Raw genomic sequence first — 21,318 nt, forward strand, 5'->3', positions numbered from 1 at the left:
GTCGAGGACGAGCGGCGAGGCGTTTCGGTCCCGGTCGAGGCGACCCGGCCCGGGACCGGCCGTCGCGCCAGCGGCTCAGACGATCCCTTGGACGTGCTCCCCGGCGACGGGTGCGGAGTCGGCGAGGTCTGCGTAGTCGGCGAGGTCGATGCCGGCGGCGTTGGCGATGGGTATGGCGTCGAGGAACTGACCGGGCAGATCGAAGGCGTCGACGAGGGTGGTCATGTGCGGTGCGAGATCCGCGAAGACCGAGTCGGTGACGGTGGGCAGTTGCCGGACCTGGTCCGGGGTGAGGTGGGATTCGGCCAGCAGGTCGCCGGTGTGCTGGCCGAGCTGGTCGAGCAGGAAGAGCGTGCACAGCCGGCGCAGCAGATGCCGGGCCCGGGGTTCCGCGGCCCGGTGGACCGCGTCGATGAAGGCGTCGGCGGCTTGCAGGGCGGCGTGGACGGAAACCATGCGCAGGGCTGCCGGGGAGGCGGCGTTCCAGCGTGCGACGGGGTCGTTGACGGGGCCGCGGCGCAGGGCGGTGCGGGCGCGTGCCTGCCAGATGGCTTGGGCCCGGGCGAGCAGGGCGCGCAGGACGTGCGGGTCGGTCAGCTCACCGCAGGCCGGCGGGGTGGTCGCCGCAGCGGCATCGTCCTGGTGGCTGAACAGCAGTTCCGCTGCGGCTTTGCTCCAGATGACCAGATTGTCGCCTTCGGCGGTCACGGTTCCTTCGGCATACTGGGCGTACCCCACCAGGCCGTTGACGGCGAACAGGCCCTGAGCACCGCAGCGTTCGCGGCATTCCACGAGGATGGCGCGAGCCTGCCAGGTGATCCAACCCTTGGCGATCGCCACCAGGCGTTCGGCCTCGCTGCGGTCCTCGGCGGTGTGGTGGTTCCAGCGGGAGAGTACCGAGCGGTGCAGGAAGGTCATCGCGTAGGCGCTGGCCAGCGATGTCAGCAGACGGCTGTGGTGGCTGCGGTGAACGTTGAGGGCGAGGCGCTGGCCGGGCTTGGGCCCGGTGACGTGGCGGTGCTGGCCGTAGCGCACGGCGATGGCCAGTGCCGCCCGTGAGGCACCGACGGCTGCCCCGCTCATGCACAGCTTGCCCACGGTGACCCGGCCGATGGACCGCAGGAACCTCTTGCGGCGGCTGCCGAGGGCGCTGGTCAGGGTGCCGTCGTGGCCGAGCCGGCCGTGGTCCGCTTCCAGCAGGGCCTCGCGCGGCAGCCGAACGTGGTGGAAGGAGGTGAGGCAGTGGTCGACGGGGGCGGCCGGCCGCCGGGGAAGCCGGCGCACCTGGATGCCGGGCAGCAGCCCCTGCTCGTCGCTGAGCGGGGTCAGGAAGAGGAAGACGCCCTGGTCCTGGCCGTCCACCAGGAGGCGGGCGGCGACCACCGCGGTCTTGGGGCCGCCGGTGGTGCTGGTGTTGGGCATGAACTTCTGCGCGCCGGCATGGGGGGTGTGGAGGACGAACCCGCCCGAGTCCCGGTCGAGTTCGGCGGTGGTCTCGATGTTGAAGCTGTCGTTGCCGTGGTCGAGCTCGGTGCACAGGAATGTCCCGATGCGGCGCATGGCGGTGAACTCGGACAGGTCCCGCCGGGCGTCCGGGTCGTGGTCCAGGATGCTGCCCAGGAACAGGTTGTAGTGGATCCCCGCCACCGTGCACAGGCTCCCTCCGCCGTCCACGATCGCGGCCCATTCGTGCAGACTCGCCAGCAGGTCGGGGTCTGCGGCGAGGCTTTCGGCTCCGTCGACGGCGTCGTTCACCAGCCGCAGCCACGTGTAGGCCAGGGCCTCCTGCTCGGCGGCGGAGCGGCCGGGGCGGTGGCGGAACGTCGGATGACTGATCAGCCGGCGCCAGGTGCCGTGGATCCTGTCCCGTTCGCCGCCGTGTCCGAACAGCAGCCGGGACAGTTGCCGCACCGGCGAGGTGCCCGCCGCTTCCGGCCGTGCGGCCGAAAAGGTCTCGACGGCGCGCATGTCGTGGGGCGGGCAGCCGTCGGTCGGACGGCGAATGCCCTCGACTGCGGCGCGCACGCCAGGTTCGGTTGCCACGAGTGCCATGAGTCTCCCCCGGGTGATCCAACTCGGTCAGGACATGGAGCGACCCAGAAGATACGGGGACATCGTTTTTTTCTTCAAGCAACTAAAACATTACCGGACACGGTGTTGCGTTTTCTGTTGATTTGCCCTAAGCGGCCGCGTCAGGCGTCCTCTCGGCCGCCGCACCGAACGCTGCCGGTAGGTCGCGGAGAGTACGGCCGAAGGGCTGATCGGCCGGAATTCTGAGTGGAACGACGGGCCCGGGCCGGCCGTCGCCGTGCTCACCGAAACGCATCGAAGAGAGGCACCTGCCGTTCACGTCCGGCGCCTCCGCGGCGGATTAGCCTATTCATTGCGGGAAATCAGGCTACTGCCCGGTAGGGCGGGTCCGCGAAAAAATCAGAGCGTTCCGTCTTGCTCAAAGTCTGTTAATGGGTATCTTATGTGTCCGTCAGGTCGCTCGTCACGACTGCTCCTGGCGCGGCCGGCCGTGCGAGCAGCAGGGCGTGGCACTATGGGCCATCGGTTTGTTTTGTCCAATCGCTGATGGAGCAAGGCGGAGGTAGGGCGTGGCGGTGCAGGAACGGGCCATCAGGACGAGGCGGGCCATCCTCGTCGCGGCGGCCGCAGTCTTTGCCGAGGTGGGATACGAAGCGGCGACGATCGCCGAGATCCTCCACCGGGCCCAGGCGGCCAAGGGATCCCTGTACTTCCACTTCGGCTCGAAGGCCGATCTGGCCCAGGCGGTCCTGGCCGACCAGCTCACCTCGGTACCGGAGCTGCCGCCGCAGCAACTGATGCTCCAGCAGGGCCTGGACGAGGCGTTCGTCCTCGCCCACATGCTCTCCAAGCGGGATCCGGTCGTGCAGGGCAGCATTCGACTGACGATGGATCAGGGGACGCCGAACGACGGCCTGGACCGGCGCGTGCCGATGAGCGGGTGGATCGAACGCAACCAAGTCCTGCTCGAAAAGGCCAGGGAGAACGGCGAACTGCTGCCGCACGTCGACGTGGCGGTCGCGGCGCGGATGTTCCTCGGGGCGTTCACCGGGGTGCAGATACTTTCCAAGATCATGACCGATCACGCCGACATGCCGGAACGGGTGTCGGAGTTGCAGCGCCACCTGATGGAGACCATCGCGGTGCCGCCGGTGTTCGCCCGACTCGACCTGGCCGCCGATCGGGGGGCCCGGGTGTACGAGGCGGCGCTGAAGCAGCGTGAGGAGTCCCGCGCCGCCGTCTAGGTGTCTCGACCCGCAGGGACGTTCACCCGCGGCACCGCCCGGCACCACGGCGACGAGTCGTCGTCCCGCCCGACGCGTCCGGCCCGCCGGAGAGGAAGGACCACCGGGCAGGTGGTGGAGCCGGCCCGGCCAATGTGCCGGGCGCAACGTCCCCACCCGGCGCGAGGCGCAGTAGATTGTGCGCCGCGGGGAACGACCGGGGGAGGGAACGAAGATGGACGTTGCCGGCTGCCCTTACGTCCTGGACGTGACGGGGCGTGACCTGGCCGGAGAGGCGGCGGTGCTGCGGGCCCGGGGCCCGGCCGTGCAGGTGGAGCTGCCCGGGGGCGTCGTGGCCTGGGCCGTGGTCGGGCAACGGCACGTCGAGCAACTCCTGACCGACTGGCGGGTGTCGAAGGACGCCCATCGGCACTGGCCGGCGTTCGTCGAAGGGCGGATCACCGAGGAGTGGCCGCTGTACCCGTGGGTGGCGAACGAGAACATGCTCTTCGCCTACGGGGAGAGCCACGCCCGGCTGCGCCGGCTGGTCGCCGGGGCGTTCACCATGCGGCGCACCGAGATGCTGCGTCCCCGGGTCGCCGGGATCACCTCGGAACTCCTCGACCGGATGGACGCCCTTCCGGCCGGAACCCGGGTCGACCTTCGGCGCGCCTTCGCCGAGGTGCTGCCGATGCGGGTCATCTGCGAACTGTTCGGCGTCCCGCAGGGCGAGGCCACGGACGCGCTGTGCGTCGCACTGCACAAGGTCTTCAGCACCACCATCTCGGCACGGGAGGTCGAGGCGGCGCGGGTGCAGGCGTTCACGCTGCTGTCGGACCTGGTGCGGGCCAAACGGGCCGAGCCCGGAAACGACCTGACCACGTCCCTGATCGAGGCGCGGGACCAGGAGGACCGCCTGAGCGAGGAGGAACTGCTCGGCACTCTCTTCCTCATGATCGCCGGCGGGCAGGACACCACCGCCGCACTGATCACCAACGCCGTGGGCGCGTTGCTGAGCCACCCCGACCAGCTGGAGTACGTCCTGGCGGGCCGCGCGACCTGGCAGGACGTGTCCGACGAGACCATGCGGGTGCACACGCCCGGCGCGTACTCGCCGATGAGGTTCGCCGTCGAGGACATCGACCTGGACGGCGTGACGATCCGCAAGGGAGACCCCATCCTGGTCTCGTTCGCGGCAGCCGGCCTGGATCCCGAGCGCTACGGACCCCACGCCGACCGCTTCGACGTGCTGCGCCAGGACCGTGATCTGCTCGGCTTCGGGCACGGAACGCACCATTGCCTGGGCGCTCCGCTCGCCGAGTTGGAGGCGACCACGGCCTTCGCCGCCCTCTTCGAACGCTTCCCCCGCATGCGGCTGGCGTGCCGCCCGGACGAACTCCAGCCCGCGCAGAGCTTCCTGATGAACACCTACCGGGAACTGCCGGTGTTCCTGTCCCCGGTTTCCTGAAGCCCGTCGTCGCGTGATGTCGCCGGCCGGCGGCGCGACCTCGTCGCACCGCCGGCCATCAGGTCGTGTCCCGCTCGCCGAGGACCCCGTCCGGCCCGGCACAGGCCTACCTGGTCCTGGCCCACCTGGTCCTGGCGGATCCAGCCGCACGGGGTCCTCGTGACGCACCCCGCCGCCGCGCGCCGTCTGCCGGACCGCCGGCGCCGCTTCGGCGCGGTACGTCCCCACCGGGCGTCGGCGCCGACCGGGCGCGGGTCCCCCCACCCGACCGGCCGGCCCCGCAGACCGCCGCACACGGCCCGTCAGACCCCGCACACGGCCCGTCAGACCCCGCACACGGCCCGTCAGACCCCGCGCACGGCCCGTCAGACCCCGCGCACGCCCGTCAGGCCGCCGCCGGCAACCTTCCGCACCCCCCCCTGGGAAACGTCGAGTCCCTGGCCGCCGCCGCCCCCCGGGTACGCCCGTATTCATTCTTCCGGTCCGCGTGTGCAAAACGCATGAACGGGCATGCGGAACCACTATTCCGCGCGGCAACCCCCGACACCTAAAGTCGGTCCAGTCGCGTTGCCTTGGCGTTGTGGCAGTGAAGGGCGCCGATTCGTCGGCCCGATCTATTTCCTGGAGGAACAGGCTGTGCTGCGTCAAGACGTCACCCCTGAGCAGCCGTGGGAAACGGTGGCGAAATCGATCGAGTTCATACCCGCCAAGTACTCCCACAAGACCCATTCCGAATCGACGGCGCAGGAAATGCTGAGGTGCGGTTCGGCGGACATCGACAGACTCGTGGACGCGGGCCTTCCGTTCGAAGACCGGGCGGGCGTGCGCCACTTCGACGTGAACGACCTCTACAACCTCGGCATGTACTCGGGCCGGGGAAACACCCAGCCGGAACTCGCGTTCCGCATGCTGTTCCGCTTCGCCGGCCGTCCGGTCGACGACCTGTTGCGCGAGAAGTCCTGGGACTTCAGGGTCACGCTGGAATGCACCGCGTGCGAGGGGCCGGCGCCCTGGCGTTTCGCCGCGCCCGACGCCGCCCGCTTCGGCGGGCGGGTGGCCGGGGGAGCGGCGCCGCAGCCGAGCGCGCGCTCGGCCTCCTACGAGGCGACGGTCACCACCGTCGGCGCCAGGACCCCCCTGCTCTCCACCCGGCTGCGCGGCATCACCCGGGACTACCTCGACTCCGGCTACCGCTGGCAGATGATCCCCGTCGCGATGCAGGCCGACTACGACCTGGTGCACGCGCTCGGTGCCACCAGCTGCATCGCGGCGAGCCTGCTGCTCGCCGAGCGGTTCCGGGCGGCCGGATACCGGGCCGAGGCGAAGCGGGGCTGGTTCTGCGGCGTGCTGGGCGGCGCCCTCGACCTGCCGCACGCCTGCGTGGAAGTCGTGGACGACGACGGCGCGCTCAAGACCGTCGACATCGCCAAGTCGCAGCTGGCCGCCCGCCTGTCGCCGAACACCGCCGACTTCCAGGAGCTGTGCCTCGGGTCGATCTACAACAAGGTGATCCCGTCCACGGCTTCCGGCAACGCGCCCTTCGGACACCACGAGTGCGGCTCCCCCGAGCCGGTCCAGGTGCGCGCGGACATCCGATCGACGAGCTGAAGCTGAAAATCCCGCACCACTGCCTTCGGAAGGGTGAGTGAAACATGGCGGTACGTGAAATCGAGCCGATCGTGCTGGACCTCGAACGGCTGGAGAACCTGGCCGAATCCGGCTACTACAACCCCTACTCGATGTTCGACTGGCCCGACGCCATCGAACCCGGCATGCCGTGGATGAGCGAGAGCCTGACCACGCTGGCCGGCACCGAGATGTGGGACGAGCTGACCCGCGAACAGCAGATCGCACTCACCAAGTACGAGGCGATCAACTTCTTCAGCCTGAACATCCACGGCATCCGCGAACTGCTCAACGACGTCGTGATGCGCATTCACGAGCGGACCTACGCGGACGTCTCGGAATTCCTGCACCACTTCATCGGTGAGGAAAACGAGCACATGTGGTTCTTCGCGCAGTTCTGCCTGCGCTACGGCGGCCGGCTGTACCCGGCCCAGCCGGCGCTCAAGGCCGACTCGGTCGAGCACCTGTCCACCGTGGCCCGCGAGCTGATCGTGTTCGCCCGCATCCTGATCTTCGAGGAGATCGTCGACTACTACAACGCGCACATGGCGACCGACCAGTCCCTGCCGGCGATCGCCCGCGAGATCAACCGGGTGCACCACCAGGACGAGAGCCGGCACGTCGCCTTCGGCCGGATGATCTTCACCAACCTGCTCGCCCAGGTGGCCAAGCGCGACCCGAACGAGGTACCGGTGGTCGCCGAGTACCTGGAGAGCTACCTGCAGTACAGCATCGCCACCCTCTACAACCCGGCCGCCTACCGCGACGCGGGCATCCCCGACGCCCTCGCGCTGCGCCGGCGGGCGCTGGAGCACCCCGCCCGCATCGAGGCGCACGAGCAGGTGCTGAAGCGCACGCGCAAGTTCCTGTCGAAGGCGGGCGTCGGCAGGGAGCTGATCAAGTGACCACCGAGCCCATGCAGGCGGTGCGCGACTTCATCCTGGCCCGCAACCCCAAGCTCGACCAGCTGCCCGACGACCTGGACCTCATCGACAGCCGCGCCATCAACTCCCTGGCCTTCGTCGAGTTCATCTTCCTGCTGGAAGAGCTGACCGGCGAGTCGATCGACCCGGAGGACCTGGACCTCGACGACTTCCGCACCCTCAGCGCGGTGAACGCCCGATTCTTCACGAAGGAAGCAGCCTGATGACCACAGTGACCGACAACGGCCTCGGAGTTCTGGACGGCAGCCAGCTGCGGGTGCTGCGGGCGATCGACGCGGTGTTCCGGCGCCTGGCCGACGGCTGGGACGCCCCGGAGTTCCGGTTCCCCTTCCTGATGCGCTGCGAGGACCTCGACCGCTTCGACTACTACGACAACTTCCCGCACCTGGGTCTCGCGGCGACCCGGCTCGACCCCGAGCGCCTCGGCGGCCTGCTCAAGCAGTCGCAGCGGCCGGTGGAGCGGATCCCCGCCGACGTGATGGAGCCGACCGCGTTCGCGCTGCCCTCGGCGGCCTGCTACTCCATCTACGTCAACCTGGCGGGCTCCACGCTGCCCGCCGAGGGGACGATGCGCACCACGGTCGGCACCTGCTTCCGCAACGAGACCCACTACCAGGGCCTCCAGCGGTTGCTCGGCTTCTCCATGCGGGAGATCGTCTGCGTGGCGGCGGAGGACGTGGCCAAGAACCACCTGCTGCGCGCCAAGAACGCCGTGACCGCCCTGTGCGCCGAACTGGGCCTCGACGTCCGCCTCGAGGTCGCCACCGACCCCTTCTTCGACAAGAACAGCGGCAAGGCGAAGATGCAGCGCCTGTTCCCGGTCAAGGAGGAGTTCGTGGTGGGCGGCCTGGCCATCGGCTCGGTCAACTACCACCGCAACTTCTTCGGCGAGCGGTGCGGCATCCTGGCCGGCGAGGACACGGCGCACACCAGCTGCCTGGCCTTCGGCCTGGAGCGCTGGGTGCACGTCCTGACCGACCGGTTCGGCAGCGCGGACGCCGCCGCCGCCGCGGTCGAGAGCCTGCACTGATGCCGTCCGCAGCGAGCGTGCTCGGCCTGCGGGTGAGCCTGCTCCAGTCGGGCATGGGCGGGGTCGCCGGCTCGGAGCTGGCCTGCGCGGTGTCCAACGCGGGCGCCGCGGGCTGCGTGGGCGGCTACAAGTTGGCCGGCAGCGCGCTGTCGGCCATCCTCGCCCGGCTGGTCTCCGGCACCGACCGGCCCGTCGGCGTGAACCTCATCCCGGAAGTGGTCGGGCCCGACGAACTGGACCGGCAAGTGGCCCAGGTGCTCGACGAGACACCGCACCGCGTGCACCTGTCCTTCTTCGGCATGCCCGACGACGCGGTCTTCGACCGGGTCACCGCGGCGGGCCGGCAGCTGGTGGTCCAGGTCGGGTCGGTCCGGGACGGCGTCCACGCGGCCGACCGCGGCGCCGTGGTGGTGGCCCAGGGCATCGAGGCGGGCGGCCACCTCCTCGGCACGCAGCGCCGCGACGACCTGGTGGGAGCACTGCGGGCACTGCTGCCCGACGCCTGCCTGGTCGCCTCGGGCGGAATCGGCTCGCCCGAGGAGGCCGCACGGGCGCTGGCCGCCGGCGCCGACGGGGTGCTGCTCGGCACCGCCTTCGTCGTCGCCCACCAGGCGCGCGCCCACGCCCGCTTCAAGTCCGCGGTCACCGCCGCGGACCAGGCCGACACCGTGATCAGCGACGTGTACGAGATCGGCTGGCCGGGCCGGCGGCACCGCGTGCTCGCCACGGCCGTCACCGCCGACCCGAGCCTGCCCGCGAAGTTCATCGGCAAGACGGTGGTCGAAGGCAAGCCGTACCTGGTGCCGCGGTTCAGCGCGGCGGTCCCCACCGACGCGACCAGCGGCCGCATCGAGGAGATGGCGCTGTACTGCGGCCAGTCCTGCGGCGAGATCACCGAGGAAGCCCCGGCGGCAGACATCGTCGCCGCGTTCGCACGGGTCCTTCCGGGCCCCGAAACAGTCAAGAGCAACGAAAGGCCGGAACACCATGTCCACTGAGGCAGTGCACGACGAGTACTACCACGACCTGAGCTACCGCGAGGACCTGCCGTTGATCCCGACCAGGGAGGGCGTCCAGCTCTACTGCGAGTCCACCGGTGAAGGCATTGCCATCACGACGCTCAACAACTTCTTCTTCACCGCCCCGTTCTGGCGGGACTACACCGACGAGCTCGCCAAGCACCACCGCATCGTCAGCTACGACCTGGCCAACCACGGCCACTCCACCCGCCTGGAGCAGGAGCCCACCTGGGAGGAGCACGTCGAGGACCTGGCCCGGCTGCTCGACGCCCTGGAGATCGACTCGACCTACCTCCTCGCCTCCTCGGCCTCCACCCAGCTCGCCCGCGACATGGCCCTCGCCCACCCCGACCGGGTCCGCGGCCTCATCCTGGCCGGACCGGTCGTCGGCCCGCAGATCCGCCGGCACCGGATGCTCCAGCGCGCCTGGCTCCAGACGCTGAACAGCCACGACATCCCCACGCTGTTCGCCCACATGTACCCCGAGTTCGTCAGCACCCAGATGATCGAGGAGTACCGCGTGCCGGGCTACCTCGGCCTCCGCGAGAGCTTCCTGGCCATGTCGACGCCCGAGGAGCTCAACAACGGCCTGGCGCTGGCGCAGCAGGGCGACCCCAGCTCCGAGCTGCTGACCCGGATCCAGGCGCCGACGCTGATCGCCCTGGGCGACGACGACATCCTGCTCGGCCCGACCGCGGGGCACGAGCTGGCCGCCCTGTTCCCCAAGGGCCGCTGCGTGATCATGCCCAAGGCCGGCCACGTGCCCTTCCTCGACGAGCCGGTCGCCTTCCAGGAGATCACGCGCAAGTTCATCGAAGAAGTGGAAGCCGATGCCTGACACCGCGGTGGAGGTGCGCCAGCGGATCCGCGAGCTGCTGGTCGGCGTGTTCGGCGGCCCCTCCTTCGTCAGCCAGGTGCAGGACACCGCCTCGCTCCGCGAGGCCGGAGTCCCCTCCACCGCGCTGGTCGCCCTGCTGGTCGCGATGGAGGACGCGTTCGGCTTCGAGTGGGACGACGACATCCGGCCCGAAGTGCTGCGCTCGATCGACTCACTGGCAGGCCACGTCGTGGCGCTGCGCAACTGAGGGCTCGCACGGTGATCGTCGAACCGGCCCCGTCCCGGGGCACGGTGCCGCGGATGTCACTGGAAACGTCGTGGGTGGCGCCGCCCCACGGACCGGCGGAGCAGTTCACCGCCGGCCGCCGGGCGGCCGCCGCCGCGCTGGCCGCAGCCGGCTCCGCCGAGCGGACGGTGCCGCGGGCCCGGGATGGCCGGCCGCTCTTCCCCCACGGGTTCGCCGGTTCCATCTCCCACACCGGCCGGCTCGCGGTCGCCGTGGTGGTCCCCGGCGCCGAGGCGGTCGGCGTCGACATCGAGCCCGCGGCCGTGCCCCCCCGCACGGCCGCGTTCGTCCTGCGGGAACAGGAGCGGCGCCTGCTGCTCCCCCCGGGCGGGCCCCACACCGCGCGGGACCTGTTCGCCGCCAAGGAGGCCGCCTTCAAGGCTCTGAACTCCCTCGGCACGCTGGGGGAGTTCCTGTTCTGGCAGATCAACCTCGGTCACGCCGGGGGCGTGTTGACCGCGACGTACCGCGGCGAATCGGTGCCGGTGTGGATCCACGCGCGGACGGATCTGTCGTTCGCCGTGGCGATCCGCCGCTGAAGCCGGCCCTCTCGCCCACCCGCCGTCCCACGAGCCTGATCCGCCGCTCGGTTCCGGGCCCTTGCCCCTCATCTGGAGACCCTCATGACCGGTACATCCCCGTCCGGGGGGAGCGCACGCTTCCAGCGCACGCTGACCACCCCGAAGATCGTGTTCATCATCATCGCCGCAGCCGCCCCCCTGGCCGCGATGGTGTTCACCGTCCCGCTCGCCTTCGCCATCGGCACCGGCCCCGGCGTACCGGCCATGTTCCTCTTCGCCGGCCTGACCCTGCTGTGCTTCTCCGCCGGCTACGCCGCCATCTCACGGCGGATCAGCGACATGGGCGGTTTCTACGCCCACATCGCGCACGGTCTCGGCCGCCGCGTGGCGGCCGGGGCGGGACTGCTCGCGGTGCTCGCCTACAACGCCGCCACGGTCGGCGTCCTCGGCGCGTTCGCCTACTTCACCCAGAACGTGGCCGCGGACCACGGGCTGAACCTGCCCTGGCAGGCGTGGGCGGGACTCGGCCTGCTGCTGGTCGCCTTGCTCGGCTACCGGGAGGCCAACCTCAGCGCCCGGCTGCTGTCCGTCTGCATGGTGTGCGAGATCGCCATCCTGGTCGCACTGGACATCGCGGTCCTGGCCCGTCACGGCGCCGCGGCCCTGCCGTCCGCCTCCTTCGCCCCCCACCAGGTCCTCGCCCCCGGACTCGGCGTCGCCGTGATGTTCGGTTTCGCCTCCTTCCTCGGCTTCGAGTCGGCCGCCCTGTACGGCGAGGAGGCCAAGGCGCCGCACCGCAGCGTGCCCCGCGCCACCGTCATCGCCGTCCTGGTCGTCGCCTCGTTCTACGCCCTGACCAGCTGGGTCGCCGTCGGTGCGGTGGGCCCCGAGCGGATCCAGACGCAAGCCGCGAACCACCTCGGCGACCTGTTCTTCCTGCTCAGCGACGGATACCTGGGCCACGCCGCCACCGTCACCATGCAAGTGCTGCTGTGCACCAGCCTCTTCGCCTCCTGGCTGGCGCTGCACAACGCCGCCAACCGGTACATGTACGCCCTGAGCCGCGACGGGCTGCTGCCGGGGCGCCTCAACGCCACCCACGCCGGGCACAGCTCCGTGCACCGGGCCAGTGTGACCCAGTCCGTCTTCAGCACGGTGACGGTCGCCCTGTTCGCGGCCGCGGGCCTCGACCCGTACGTGAACATGTCGACCAGCATGCTGGGCCTGGGCACCCTCGGCATCATCCTGCTCCAGGCCCTGGCCTCGGTGGCGGTGATCGGCTACTTCCGGAACCGGCGCGAGGAACGCTGGCAGACCGTCATCGCGCCCGCGCTGGGCGCGCTGGGACTGATCACCGCGGCGGTTCTGGTGGTGTCGAACTTCGACGTGTTGACCGGGACCACGAATCCCGTCGTCACCGCGTTGCCGTGGCTCCTGCTGGCGGCCGTCGGCCTCGGCATCGCCTTCGCCTCCTGGCTGCGCTCGGCCCGTCCGGACCGGTACACCCGCCTCGGCGGCGCATCCATGCCGGTGCCGCCGCCCACCGCCCCGCTCGCAGACCCCGCCGGCAGCCTCTCCCAAGCAGCGCAGTGACTCCGCCTCGAGCGGAAAGCCGCGCACCGGAAAGGATCAGCTCCAATGGTTCGTGAAGCCGAAACCCATGCGGACATACCGTTCGGTCCCGAAGACACACCGTGGCAGAAGACCTTCAGCAGCCTTGGGGTCGTCGGCGGACGCCCCTACGGCACCCCGCCGTCCAGCGACCCCAGGGCGGCCTACCTCCACGTCCCCGAAGTACCCCACTACAAGGTGCAGTTGCCGCCGACCGGGCTCGACGCGCAGCAGTACGGCGAGGCCGAGGCACTGTTCCGCCGCCACGTGGACACCCAGACCCGCAACTTCGCCGGCTACCAGGTCACCAGCGACCTCGACTACGAACAACGCCTGGGGCACTACCTCAACCGCCACCTCAACAACGTCGGCGACCCGTACCAGTCCAGCTCGTACACACTCAACTCCAAGGTGCTCGAACGCGTCGTCCTCGACTACTTCGCGTCACTGTGGCACGCGAAGTGGCCGCACGACCCGCAGGACCCCGAGTCGTACTGGGGCTACGTCCTGACCATGGGCTCCAGCGAAGGCAACCTGTACGGCCTGTGGAACGCACGGGACTACCTGTCGGGCAAGCCCCTGCGCACCCACCACCGCGAGCCCGGCCAGGCCGGCGTCGAGCAGGCCCCGCAGGGCGACGGCCCGAACGCCTTCCATCCGGTGGCGTTCTTCTCCGAGGACACCCACTACTCGCTGACCAAGGCCGTACGGGCGCTGGCCATCGACACCTTCCACGACCTGGGCTCCACGCGCTACCCCGACGACAACCCGCTCGCACCGGGCACCCCCTGGCCGCGGAAGGTGCCCTCCACCGAGGACGGCGCCATCGACGTCGAACAACTCGCCGTCCTGGTCAGGTTCTTCGCCAGCCGCGGCTACCCCATCCTGGTCAGCCTCAACTACGGGTCCACCTTCAAGGGCGCCTACGACGACGTCGAAGCGGTCGCCCGCACGGTGCGCGCCATCTGCGCCGAGTACGGCCTGGACAAGCGGAACGTCCACCACGGCCGCGGCGAGGAGGGCGGCCAGGACGAACGGTCGGGATTCTGGCTGCACGTCGACGGGGCCCTCGGCGCCGGCTACGCGCCCTTCCTGGAGATGGCCCGGAACGCGGGCATGGTGGAGCAGGCACCGCCGGTCTTCGACTTCCGGCTCGGCGACCTGCACTCACTGACCATGAGCGGGCACAAGTGGATGGGCACGCCGTGGGCGTGCGGAGTGTTCATGACCCGCACCGGACTGCAGATGGCCCCGCCCGGGGCCTCGGAGTACATCGGCGCCGCCGACACCACCTTCGCGGGCTCCCGCAACGGCTTCTCCTCGCTCCTGATGTGGGACTACCTGGCCCGTCACTCCTACGACGACCAGGCCCGGCTGGCGGCCGAGTGCGACCGCCTCGCGGCCTACACCCACCGCCAACTCCTCGCACTGCAGGAGCGACTGGGCCACGACCTGTGGGTCGCCCGCAGCCCGCAGTCGCTGAGCATCCGGTTCCGCCAGCCCCGCGCGGACATCGTCCGCCGCTACTCCCTGGCCAGCGAGTCCGTGCACGTCGACGGCACCGCCCGCGCGTACGTCCACCTGTACGTGATGCGCCACCTCACCGCGGAGCGCGTCGACGAGCTCCTGGACGAGCTGCGACAGCCGGGCGCCTTCACCCCGGACCCGCCCACCGGCACCACCGCCGGCGGGGCGCGAGCGGCCCGACCGGTCGAACCGGTGGCCGACGCGATGGCGGGCTGACCCGAACCCACACCGCAATGACCTCTGAGGTGACGGACGCGGCCCGCGGGCCGCTCGAGAAGGCCGCCGCGGACGCGGGCCGGCCCACGTGCTCCCCGGGCACGTGGGCCCCTTCGCTTTCCCGGGCCGGTCCACGTCTGCCCAGAGGTCCCGAGCCACGACCGAGGAGAGGCATGTCCGCCCAACAGCACGACTTCCGGCTCACCGCCGACGAGCTGGAGCAGTTCCACCGGACCGGGTACGCGGGCCCCTTCACGCTCTACGAGCCCGACGAGATCGCACGGCAGTGGGCCCGGACCCGCCAGGACCTCACGGACTGCAGCGGCGCGGTGTACCAGGACGCCACCGACGGATCGGAGGCGGCGAACCTGTCCAACCACGACCGGCACCTCGACAACGCCTTCCTCGCCGACCACATCACCCAGCCGGGCATCGTGGACCGGGTCGTCTCCGTACTCGGGCCTGACGTGCTGTGCTGGCGCTCGGACTTCTTCCCCAAGTACCCGGGCAACGAAGGCACGGACTGGCACCAGTCCGACACCTTCGCCAACGCCTCCGGCCGGCCCCAGATCCAGTGGCCGCCGGGATCGGGCCCGGGCGGCTGCCTCACCGTGTGGTGCGCCTTCACCGACGCCCCCGCCGACATGGGCGGCCTGCAGTTCATCCCCGGCACCCACCGCACCATGCACTACGACGAGACCAAGCACATGCTCTACGACCCCGACCGGAACACCTCCGTGGTGAAGAACGGCGTCCGGCGCGGCTTCTTCGGCTACGACTACCGCGAACTCCAGATCGACCCGCACTGGCAGCCGGACGAGTCGCGGGCCGTGTCCGTGGAGCTGAGGGCCGGGCAGTTCGTCATGTTCTGGTCGCGCCTCCTGCACGCCTCGCACCCGCACGCCGGTCGGACCAAGCGGATGCGCATGGGCTTCTCGGCCCGCTACGTGCCCGCGTTCGTGCGGATCTACCCCGGAGCTTCGGCGGTCGAGGAGTTCGGCGCCCGGGCGAGCCTGGAGCGGTACGGAGCGGTCCTGGTCAGCGGCGAGGACCGCTTCGGACACAACCGCATCGCCGTGAGCACCACCGCCGGCCACGTCTTCCGCCGCCGCAACGACGGCGCGCCCACCAGCGCTTGAGGCCGACACGCGGTTGCCGCGGCCGGCCTGCGGCGGCCGCGGCAACCGCAGGCCTCCTCCTCCCCGCCGGGCATGCACCGCAGCCCTGGTCCGTGCTCCACGCCGCAGGGGCGAAGGCACGGACCAGGGCTGCCGGAGAGGGGATGCGGCCGGCGCCAGGGCTTGCCCGACCATTCCCGCTGACGCGACGCGAATGGTCGGACAAGCCCTACTGCGCCGCGGGAGCCGAGGTCAGCATCCGTTCCACGGCGGCCAGCACGTTGCCCATCGCCACCGCGGCGGCCGGCAGGACGCCGGCCATGAGGAGATACCCGTGCACCAGGCCGGGAGCGGGCACGTGCTGCACCTCGACGCCGGCTCGGGCCAACCGCACCGCGAGCTCGACGCCCTCGTCGTGCAGCGGGTCGAACTCGGCCGTGCCGACCACCGCGGGCGGCAGTCCGCGGTGATCGGCGCCCAGCAAGTCGACCGCCGGGTCCTTCCGGCGCGCCGGATCCGGTACGTACTGCTCGTAGTGCCAGCGCAGGTCGTCGACCTCCAACAGGTACCCCGAGCCGTAGGTGCGCGCGGACGGGAACCGCAGCTGCGGATCGGCCACCGGGTACACCAGCAGCTGCGCGGCGAACTCCACGCCGCCGTGGTCGCGGTAGTGCATCGCGATCCCCACCGCCAGCGCCCCGCCCGCGCTGTCCCCGGCGATCACGTGCCGGCGGCCCGGGAAGGTGCGGTCCGCCCAGTCGGACGCGGCGATGCCGTCCCGCAGCGGGCCGGGGTACGGATGCTCCGGCGCACGGCGGTAGTCGACGGAGACGACGACCGCGCCGAGTTCGGAGGCGATGCGACGGCAGACCGGGTCGTGCGTGTCGACGTCACCGACGGCCCAGCCGCCCCCGTGCAGGTACGTCACCAGACGCCCCCGGTCGGTGGGCGGCAGATACGTCCGGACGCCGAACTCGCCGTCACCGCCGTCGATCAGCTGGTCCTTCGTCTCGACGCCCGCGTCCCCGGCGCCCGCGCTGAACTGGGCCGCCTGGGCGGCGTAGCGCTCGCGCTGCTGCGCCACGGTGAGCGTGCGCGCCGGTTCGGGTCGGCTGCCGGCCTGCCACTGGATCAAGGCGCGGACGAAACGGTCCATGGCCAAGAGGGCTCTCCTCGAGTCGCACCGACGGCGGATCCGGCGGTCCGGATCCGCGCGGCCGGCTGTTCAACGGGGTCGGGCTACGGCGCGAGCAGCCGTTCGGGACTCAGGCCGTGACGTCGGCGGGCAGGGTGAAGTCGGTCGTGGTCTCGGGCCACTGCGGCACCGACTCGATCTCCACCGCGGCCACGGTCACCGAGTAGCCGCCGCCGGTGCCGATCAGCAGCACGCGGTCGCCCGGGCTCACTTCCTTCTTCTCCACCAGGCGGGCCACCGCCGCGGTCAGGTCGCCCGCGCCCAAGTGCCCCGCGTAGCGCCCCCAGTTCCACAGCGTGCGTTCGGCGGGGATGTCCAGCGGCTTGAAGAACTGGGCCTCCATCAGCCCGTGCCCCATGTTGGGCAGCAGGATCCTGGCGAAGTCGTCGAGCGTGGTCCCGGTGCGGCTGAGCACCTTGGCGAGGACGCTCATCAGCGCCTCCTCGGCGCGCCGCAGCACCGACTCCGTCCCGACCTCCTCCAGGTACGACTTCTTGGGAGTGCGCAGGTTCTCGTTCTCGACCACGCCGTACGCGTTGGTGAACGGGGCGGTGCCCCGGTGCAGCGGCTCCAGGGAGCTGTCAGTGATCGACGCGATGGCCTGGATGCGGGCGAAACCGCCGGTCGTGGAGAGGACCATCGCCGTGGCGCCGTCGCCGAAGAGGATGCCGTACGAGCCCCGCCACCGGTCGAACCCGGGCGGACAGAACCGGTCCGCCGTGGTGATCAGCGCGCTCGTGCCCCGGCCGGCCTCGAGCCGGGCCATCGCCAGGTCGATCGCCGCCATTCCGCCGTTCGACATCCCCTCCAGGTTCAGGGAGAAGGCGTCGGCGACGCCCAGCTCGCGCTGGATGTACGGAGCCGAGTTCCAGTGGTGGTCGCGGCCCTGGTGGTAGATCGACGCGTGCAGGATCAGGTCGACCTGGCCGCCGACGATCTCCTCGGCCCGCTCCAGGGCCTTCCGCCCGGCGATCGCTCCCATGTCCGGGACCGAGATGTCATCCGGTGCCACCGGCAGGCAGGGTATTTTGTTGGTGGCATTGTCGTCAGCAGGGTATTGACCGGCGGCCACCGCTTCCGCTGCCGATTCCGCGGACGGAATCCAGGCCGCAGCCGACGCGATGTAGACAGGGATGTTCATGGTCCGACTCTTCTTCCGAGTTCGATGCCCGTCTGGCACGGGATTGCGGTGAGCGGTTCACGGTGAGCACGGTCACGCCCCGCGATCCGGGCCCCGGAGCGCGGGGCCCGGATCGCGGAGAGGTTTCCTCGGGATGCGGTCACGCTAAAATGCCGGGCCCGGTCCCGCATAGGTGCATTTCTCATGACTTCGCCGGGTGTCCGCCCGTTTCCGGGCCCGCCGCCACCGTCGACCGAGGTTAGGCGCGGGCGGGCGAAAAGGAAATACCCACGAGAATGGGTGAAGGATCCACGGAAAGCCGCGCCCGGCGCGCGCCGTTCAACTGTCTGCGGTAGACAGTTGAACGGTCAGCTCGGCCCCGCGCCCGGTGTCCCGGAGGTCTGCGCCAGGCACTGCGCGAGCAGACCGTCGACGAAGGCGCGCAGCCCCTGCTCGAAGGTGTCCTGCCCGGCCAGGGCCGCCCACCGGCCGGCGACGGCGGCCAGGGTCGGGTGCCGCAGCGGGCCGTCGGCGTTGCCGAAGTAGGGGTTGAGGCAGGTGGGGTCCTCCTCGTCCATCTTGCGGTGGCGGGTGTGCGCGCGAACGAGGATCTCGCCGACCGTGTAGTACCAGATGCTGCGGAAGATCCGGACGGTCTGCTCCTGGGGGCATCCGGCATCGACGACCCCGGCCAGGATCGTCTCGACCAGCCAGAGGAACGAGTCGCCGAGCCGGGCGATGAACCCGTCGGTGGTGAGGACCTCCGCCGCCCAGGGCCACGCCGCCAGGCCGTCGTGGATCGCGACGGCGGCCGTGACGATCCGCTCCCGCGGCTCGCTCGGCAGCTCGGGGTGCGGGATCTGCTCCGCGTACTCGTAGATCAGCAGGAACAGCAGGTCTTCCTTGTCCCGCAGGTGCGAGTACAGGGTCGTCGTCCCGACGCCGATCTCGGAGGCCAGCCGGCGGACCGTGAGCTTCTCCCACCCGTACTCGTCGATGAGGGCGCGAGCCGCGGTCAGGATCTGTTCGCGAGAGGTCACGGGAGGGCGTCCGACAGGTCGCCGCGGTGCGTTCGTTCGCTGCATCGCCCCATCATGCCTTGCGCCGACACCCATGGTTCGCAGGGGTGTTGACCTGCACGGTCGACACCTCGCGGTCCCCGCTGCTAATTTCGGAACACGGTCGGAAACTCCATCGGCACGACCAGAAGCAGAGGGGCTGGATGCGGTGACGAGTACGCAAGTGGCAAGTGAGAACACGATGGTCGTCGCGCGCGGCGCACGACCCGGGACCACCCTCGCGGCGGTCTCCGTGGTGCAGTTCATGGTGTCGCTCGACCTGACGGTGGTGAACGTCGGACTGCCCCAGATCGCCAGCGGCCTGGGCTTCAGCCAGGTGGGTCTGACCTGGGTGATCCACGCCTACGCCCTCACCTTCGGCGGCCTGCTCCTGCTGGGCGGCAAGATCGCCGACCGTTACGGGCACAAGCGCGTGATGCTGTTCGGGCTCGGCCTGTTCGGCCTCTCCTCACTCCTCGGCGGCCTCGCGCAGGCGCCCGGTCAGTTAGTGGCCGCGCGCGCCGCACAGGGCATCGGCGCCGCGGCACTCGCGCCGGCCGCGCTGGCGCTGCTCTCCTCGACGTTCCCCGGGGGCAAGGAGCGCGTGAAGGCCTTCGGCATCTGGAGCGCGATGAACGCCTCCGGAGGCGCCGTCGGCGTCCTGGTCGGCGGCCTGCTCACCCAGTACGCGGGCTGGCAGTGGGTCATGTACGTGAACCTGCCGATGGCCGCCCTCGCGCTGGCCCTCGCCTGGCACGGCATCGCCCCGGACGCCACGGCCGCGCGCCGCGGCCGGCCGGACGTGCTGGGTGCCGTGCTGGCCACGGCGGGCGCGGCCCTGCTCGTGTTCGGCATCGTCCGCACCGACCAGTACGCGTGGACCTCGCCGACCACCCTGCTCACGCTGGTGGTCTCCGTCGCCCTGCTCGCCGCGTTCATCCAGGTCGAGCGGACCACCAAGCGCGACCCGCTGATCCGCCTCGGCCTGTTCACCAACCGCTCGGTCGCCGGCGCCAACCTCTTCATCCTGCTGTTCGGCGGCGCCATGGCCTCGGCCCTGTACTTCGTCTCCCTCTACCTCCAGCGGGTGCTCGGCGGCAGCCCGGCCCGCGCGGGAGCCGAGTTCCTGCCGTTCATGCTGGGCGTCGTCGTCGGCTCCACCCTCGCCGTCAAGTTCGGCTACAAGTTCGCCCCCCGGAACATGCTGATCACCGGCGGCACGCTGGCCGCGCTCGGCTACGCCTGGTTCGGCCTGATGCGCTCCGACGGCTCGTTCCTGGCCGACGTCCTCGGCCCGTCCGTCCTCGCCAGCATCGGCATCGGCCTGTGCCTCGCGCCGGCCGTCTCCATCGCCACCGGAGGCGTCCAACCGCACGAGGCGGGCGCCGCCTCCGGTGTGCTCAACAGCACGCGCCAGATCGGCGCCTCGCTCGGCCTCGCCGCTCTCGGCACCGTCGCCGCGAACCGCACCGGCAGTGTGCTCACGCCCGCCACGCTCAACGACGGATACGCGCTCGGCATGCTGGTCGGCGCCGGACTCCTCGCCTGCGGCGTCCTCATCGCGCTCTTCGTCCTGCCCCGGCCCGCCCCCGCCACCGATGACGGAGCGCACAAGCCGTGACCTGACGAACCACCGGGCGGCACTCCTCTCCCGGGCCCGTCTATAGACGGCGTCCAGACCTCACCCAGTCGTGATCCCCACAATGACTAGCTAGTTGTCCGAGTCACTAGTCAGGGGGACTGCATGGGAATCGATGTCCTGGTATCCGATGACCTGCATCTGTCCCGCGTCGCGCTGGCCGCACTGCTGGAGCGACGCGAGGAAGTCCGTGTCGTCGGACCCGCGGAAAGCACCTCCGCTGCGCTGCAATTCGCCGAGACGCACCGGCCCGACGTCGCGGTCATCAGCTTCGAGGGCGAGGACAGCGACGCGATCGACGTCGCCGAGAAAATCGCGAACCTGGGCTGCCGGAGCATTCTGCTCTCCACCGCGGTGACGCGTTCCCTCGTTCGTCAGGCATTCGCCGCCGGCATCTCCGGCATCGTGGAACGCAGCGTGTCACCGAGCCAGTTCGTCGAGGCCATCCACCGCGTGCACCAAGGAGAGCGGGTCTTCGACGCGGAGCTGACGGTGGCGGCGCTGAGCAACAGCGACTGCCCGCTCAGCGCGCGTGAGTTCTCGGTGCTCGAACGGGTCGCCCGGGGCGACACGGTCCCCGAGATAGCGGCCCGGATGCACCTCTCGGAGGGAACGGTGCGCAACTACCTCGCATCGATGGTGGCGAAGATGGGTGCGCGCAACCGGATCGACGCGCTGCGCATTGCCCGGGAGTCGCGCTGGATCTGAGGGGGGTCCGCACCGAAACGCCCGCCGCCCCGGTACCTGGCTCGAAGGGTCGCCGCGACGCGTGCGGCGATCTCCCGGGCGGCGTTGGGGCGGGTCGTGGGGTAGCGCCGGTACGGCAGTCCCAGGAAGCGCTTCTCCTC

The 21,318-nt window shown here is 70.6% G+C and carries 19 protein-coding genes; 15 read left to right on the forward strand and 4 right to left on the reverse strand.

Annotated elements, in window-relative coordinates:
* Window positions 1-75: 75 nt before the first annotated feature.
* Window positions 76-2,043, reverse strand: a complete 1,968-nt coding sequence (locus tag ABT247_RS19725; protein ID WP_350744092.1) for an acyl-CoA dehydrogenase family protein — start codon at window positions 2,041-2,043, stop codon at window positions 76-78.
* Between the two features lie 557 nt (window positions 2,044-2,600).
* On the opposite strand from ABT247_RS19725, the gene ABT247_RS19730 reads away from it, so the two are divergent.
* The 13 genes from ABT247_RS19730 to ABT247_RS19790 all read left to right on the forward strand — a co-directional run bounded on the left by ABT247_RS19730 (window position 2,601) and on the right by ABT247_RS19790 (window position 15,479).
* Complete coding sequence (locus tag ABT247_RS19730) at window positions 2,601-3,275, forward strand: ScbR family autoregulator-binding transcription factor (RefSeq protein WP_350744093.1); 675 nt, start codon at window positions 2,601-2,603, stop codon at window positions 3,273-3,275.
* 214 nt (window positions 3,276-3,489) lie between these two features.
* Window positions 3,490-4,722 (forward strand): cytochrome P450 family protein, encoded by a 1,233-nt coding sequence (locus ABT247_RS19735; RefSeq protein ID WP_350744094.1) that lies wholly within the window; start codon window positions 3,490-3,492, stop codon window positions 4,720-4,722.
* A gap of 636 nt (window positions 4,723-5,358) precedes the next feature.
* On the forward strand, window positions 5,359-6,330 hold the full coding sequence (locus ABT247_RS19740) for a hypothetical protein (RefSeq protein ID WP_350744095.1): 972 nt from the start codon (window positions 5,359-5,361) through the stop codon (window positions 6,328-6,330).
* A 44-nt stretch (window positions 6,331-6,374) separates the two neighbouring features.
* Complete coding sequence (locus tag ABT247_RS19745; RefSeq protein WP_350744096.1) at window positions 6,375-7,253, forward strand: diiron oxygenase; 879 nt, start codon at window positions 6,375-6,377, stop codon at window positions 7,251-7,253.
* Window positions 7,250-7,495: an acyl carrier protein gene (locus ABT247_RS19750; RefSeq protein ID WP_234355654.1), complete on the forward strand. Its 246-nt coding sequence runs from the start codon at window positions 7,250-7,252 to the stop codon at window positions 7,493-7,495. The genes ABT247_RS19745 and ABT247_RS19750 overlap by 4 nt, the downstream gene beginning before the upstream one ends.
* The gene (locus tag ABT247_RS19755; RefSeq protein WP_350744097.1) at window positions 7,495-8,322 is read left to right on the forward strand and encodes a class-II aminoacyl-tRNA synthetase family protein; all 828 of its coding nucleotides are present in this window, start codon (window positions 7,495-7,497) and stop codon (window positions 8,320-8,322) included. The genes ABT247_RS19750 and ABT247_RS19755 overlap by 1 nt, the downstream gene beginning before the upstream one ends.
* Window positions 8,322-9,320 carry an NAD(P)H-dependent flavin oxidoreductase gene (locus ABT247_RS19760; RefSeq protein ID WP_350744098.1) on the forward strand — a complete coding sequence of 333 codons (999 nt, stop codon included), beginning with the start codon at window positions 8,322-8,324 and terminating at the stop codon, window positions 9,318-9,320. Before ABT247_RS19755 ends, ABT247_RS19760 begins: the two co-directional genes overlap by 1 nt.
* Window positions 9,310-10,179 carry an alpha/beta fold hydrolase gene (locus tag ABT247_RS19765; RefSeq protein WP_350744099.1) on the forward strand — a complete coding sequence of 290 codons (870 nt, stop codon included), beginning with the start codon at window positions 9,310-9,312 and terminating at the stop codon, window positions 10,177-10,179. Before ABT247_RS19760 ends, ABT247_RS19765 begins: the two co-directional genes overlap by 11 nt.
* The gene (locus ABT247_RS19770; RefSeq protein ID WP_350744100.1) at window positions 10,172-10,426 is read left to right on the forward strand and encodes an acyl carrier protein; all 255 of its coding nucleotides are present in this window, start codon (window positions 10,172-10,174) and stop codon (window positions 10,424-10,426) included. Before ABT247_RS19765 ends, ABT247_RS19770 begins: the two co-directional genes overlap by 8 nt.
* Window positions 10,427-10,479: 53 nt before the next feature.
* A complete protein-coding gene (locus tag ABT247_RS19775; protein WP_350744101.1) occupies window positions 10,480-11,004 on the forward strand; it encodes a 4'-phosphopantetheinyl transferase superfamily protein in 525 nt (174 codons plus the stop codon).
* A gap of 84 nt (window positions 11,005-11,088) precedes the next feature.
* Window positions 11,089-12,579, forward strand: coding sequence for an APC family permease (locus tag ABT247_RS19780; RefSeq protein WP_350744102.1), 1,491 nt, complete (start codon window positions 11,089-11,091; stop codon window positions 12,577-12,579).
* A 45-nt stretch (window positions 12,580-12,624) separates the two neighbouring features.
* The gene (locus ABT247_RS19785) at window positions 12,625-14,340 is read left to right on the forward strand and encodes a pyridoxal-dependent decarboxylase (protein ID WP_350744103.1); all 1,716 of its coding nucleotides are present in this window, start codon (window positions 12,625-12,627) and stop codon (window positions 14,338-14,340) included.
* 173 nt (window positions 14,341-14,513) lie between these two features.
* Window positions 14,514-15,479 (forward strand): chlorinating enzyme, encoded by a 966-nt coding sequence (locus tag ABT247_RS19790; RefSeq protein ID WP_350744104.1) that lies wholly within the window; start codon window positions 14,514-14,516, stop codon window positions 15,477-15,479.
* 208 nt (window positions 15,480-15,687) lie between these two features.
* On the opposite strand, the gene ABT247_RS19795 is transcribed toward ABT247_RS19790, so the two are convergent.
* The 3 genes from ABT247_RS19795 to ABT247_RS19805 form a co-directional block, all read right to left on the reverse strand.
* Window positions 15,688-16,614 carry an alpha/beta hydrolase gene (locus tag ABT247_RS19795; RefSeq protein ID WP_350744105.1) on the reverse strand — a complete coding sequence of 309 codons (927 nt, stop codon included), beginning with the start codon at window positions 16,612-16,614 and terminating at the stop codon, window positions 15,688-15,690.
* A gap of 109 nt (window positions 16,615-16,723) precedes the next feature.
* The gene (locus ABT247_RS19800; RefSeq protein ID WP_350744106.1) at window positions 16,724-17,665 is read right to left on the reverse strand and encodes a ketoacyl-ACP synthase III family protein; all 942 of its coding nucleotides are present in this window, start codon (window positions 17,663-17,665) and stop codon (window positions 16,724-16,726) included.
* A 476-nt stretch (window positions 17,666-18,141) separates the two neighbouring features.
* Complete coding sequence (locus ABT247_RS19805) at window positions 18,142-18,813, reverse strand: TetR/AcrR family transcriptional regulator (protein WP_350744107.1); 672 nt, start codon at window positions 18,811-18,813, stop codon at window positions 18,142-18,144.
* A 202-nt stretch (window positions 18,814-19,015) separates the two neighbouring features.
* Here ABT247_RS19805 and ABT247_RS19810 point away from each other — a divergent pair, with 202 nt between their 5' ends.
* Both ABT247_RS19810 and ABT247_RS19815 read left to right on the forward strand, forming a co-directional pair.
* Entirely contained in the window at window positions 19,016-20,452 is a 1,437-nt protein-coding gene (locus ABT247_RS19810) for an MFS transporter (RefSeq protein WP_350744108.1), read from the forward strand.
* 123 nt (window positions 20,453-20,575) lie between these two features.
* A complete protein-coding gene (locus tag ABT247_RS19815) occupies window positions 20,576-21,178 on the forward strand; it encodes a LuxR C-terminal-related transcriptional regulator (protein WP_350744109.1) in 603 nt (200 codons plus the stop codon).
* Window positions 21,179-21,318: the final 140 nt, after the last annotated feature.

Origin of the sequence: Kitasatospora sp. NPDC001539 (assembly GCF_040298565.1) — a bacterium.
Taxonomy (GTDB): domain Bacteria; phylum Actinomycetota; class Actinomycetes; order Streptomycetales; family Streptomycetaceae; genus Kitasatospora.

What these genes read in the sequence shown, in the direction of transcription:
- ABT247_RS19790 (WP_350744104.1), top strand. Translation starts at nt 14,514, where the DNA reads ATGTCCGCCCAACAGCACGACTTCCGGCTCACCGCCGACGAGCTGGAG.
- ABT247_RS19765 (WP_350744099.1), top strand. Translation starts at nt 9,310, where the DNA reads ATGTCCACTGAGGCAGTGCACGACGAGTACTACCACGACCTGAGCTAC.
- ABT247_RS19780 (WP_350744102.1), top strand. Translation starts at nt 11,089, where the DNA reads ATGACCGGTACATCCCCGTCCGGGGGGAGCGCACGCTTCCAGCGCACG.
- ABT247_RS19745 (WP_350744096.1), top strand. Translation starts at nt 6,375, where the DNA reads ATGGCGGTACGTGAAATCGAGCCGATCGTGCTGGACCTCGAACGGCTG.
- ABT247_RS19815 (WP_350744109.1), top strand. Translation starts at nt 20,576, where the DNA reads ATGGGAATCGATGTCCTGGTATCCGATGACCTGCATCTGTCCCGCGTC.
- ABT247_RS19795 (WP_350744105.1), bottom strand. Translation starts at nt 16,614, where the DNA reads ATGGACCGTTTCGTCCGCGCCTTGATCCAGTGGCAGGCCGGCAGCCGA.
- ABT247_RS19755 (WP_350744097.1), top strand. Translation starts at nt 7,495, where the DNA reads ATGACCACAGTGACCGACAACGGCCTCGGAGTTCTGGACGGCAGCCAG.
- ABT247_RS19775 (WP_350744101.1), top strand. Translation starts at nt 10,480, where the DNA reads ATGTCACTGGAAACGTCGTGGGTGGCGCCGCCCCACGGACCGGCGGAG.
- ABT247_RS19785 (WP_350744103.1), top strand. Translation starts at nt 12,625, where the DNA reads ATGGTTCGTGAAGCCGAAACCCATGCGGACATACCGTTCGGTCCCGAA.
- ABT247_RS19770 (WP_350744100.1), top strand. Translation starts at nt 10,172, where the DNA reads ATGCCTGACACCGCGGTGGAGGTGCGCCAGCGGATCCGCGAGCTGCTG.
- ABT247_RS19760 (WP_350744098.1), top strand. Translation starts at nt 8,322, where the DNA reads ATGCCGTCCGCAGCGAGCGTGCTCGGCCTGCGGGTGAGCCTGCTCCAG.
- ABT247_RS19735 (WP_350744094.1), top strand. Translation starts at nt 3,490, where the DNA reads ATGGACGTTGCCGGCTGCCCTTACGTCCTGGACGTGACGGGGCGTGAC.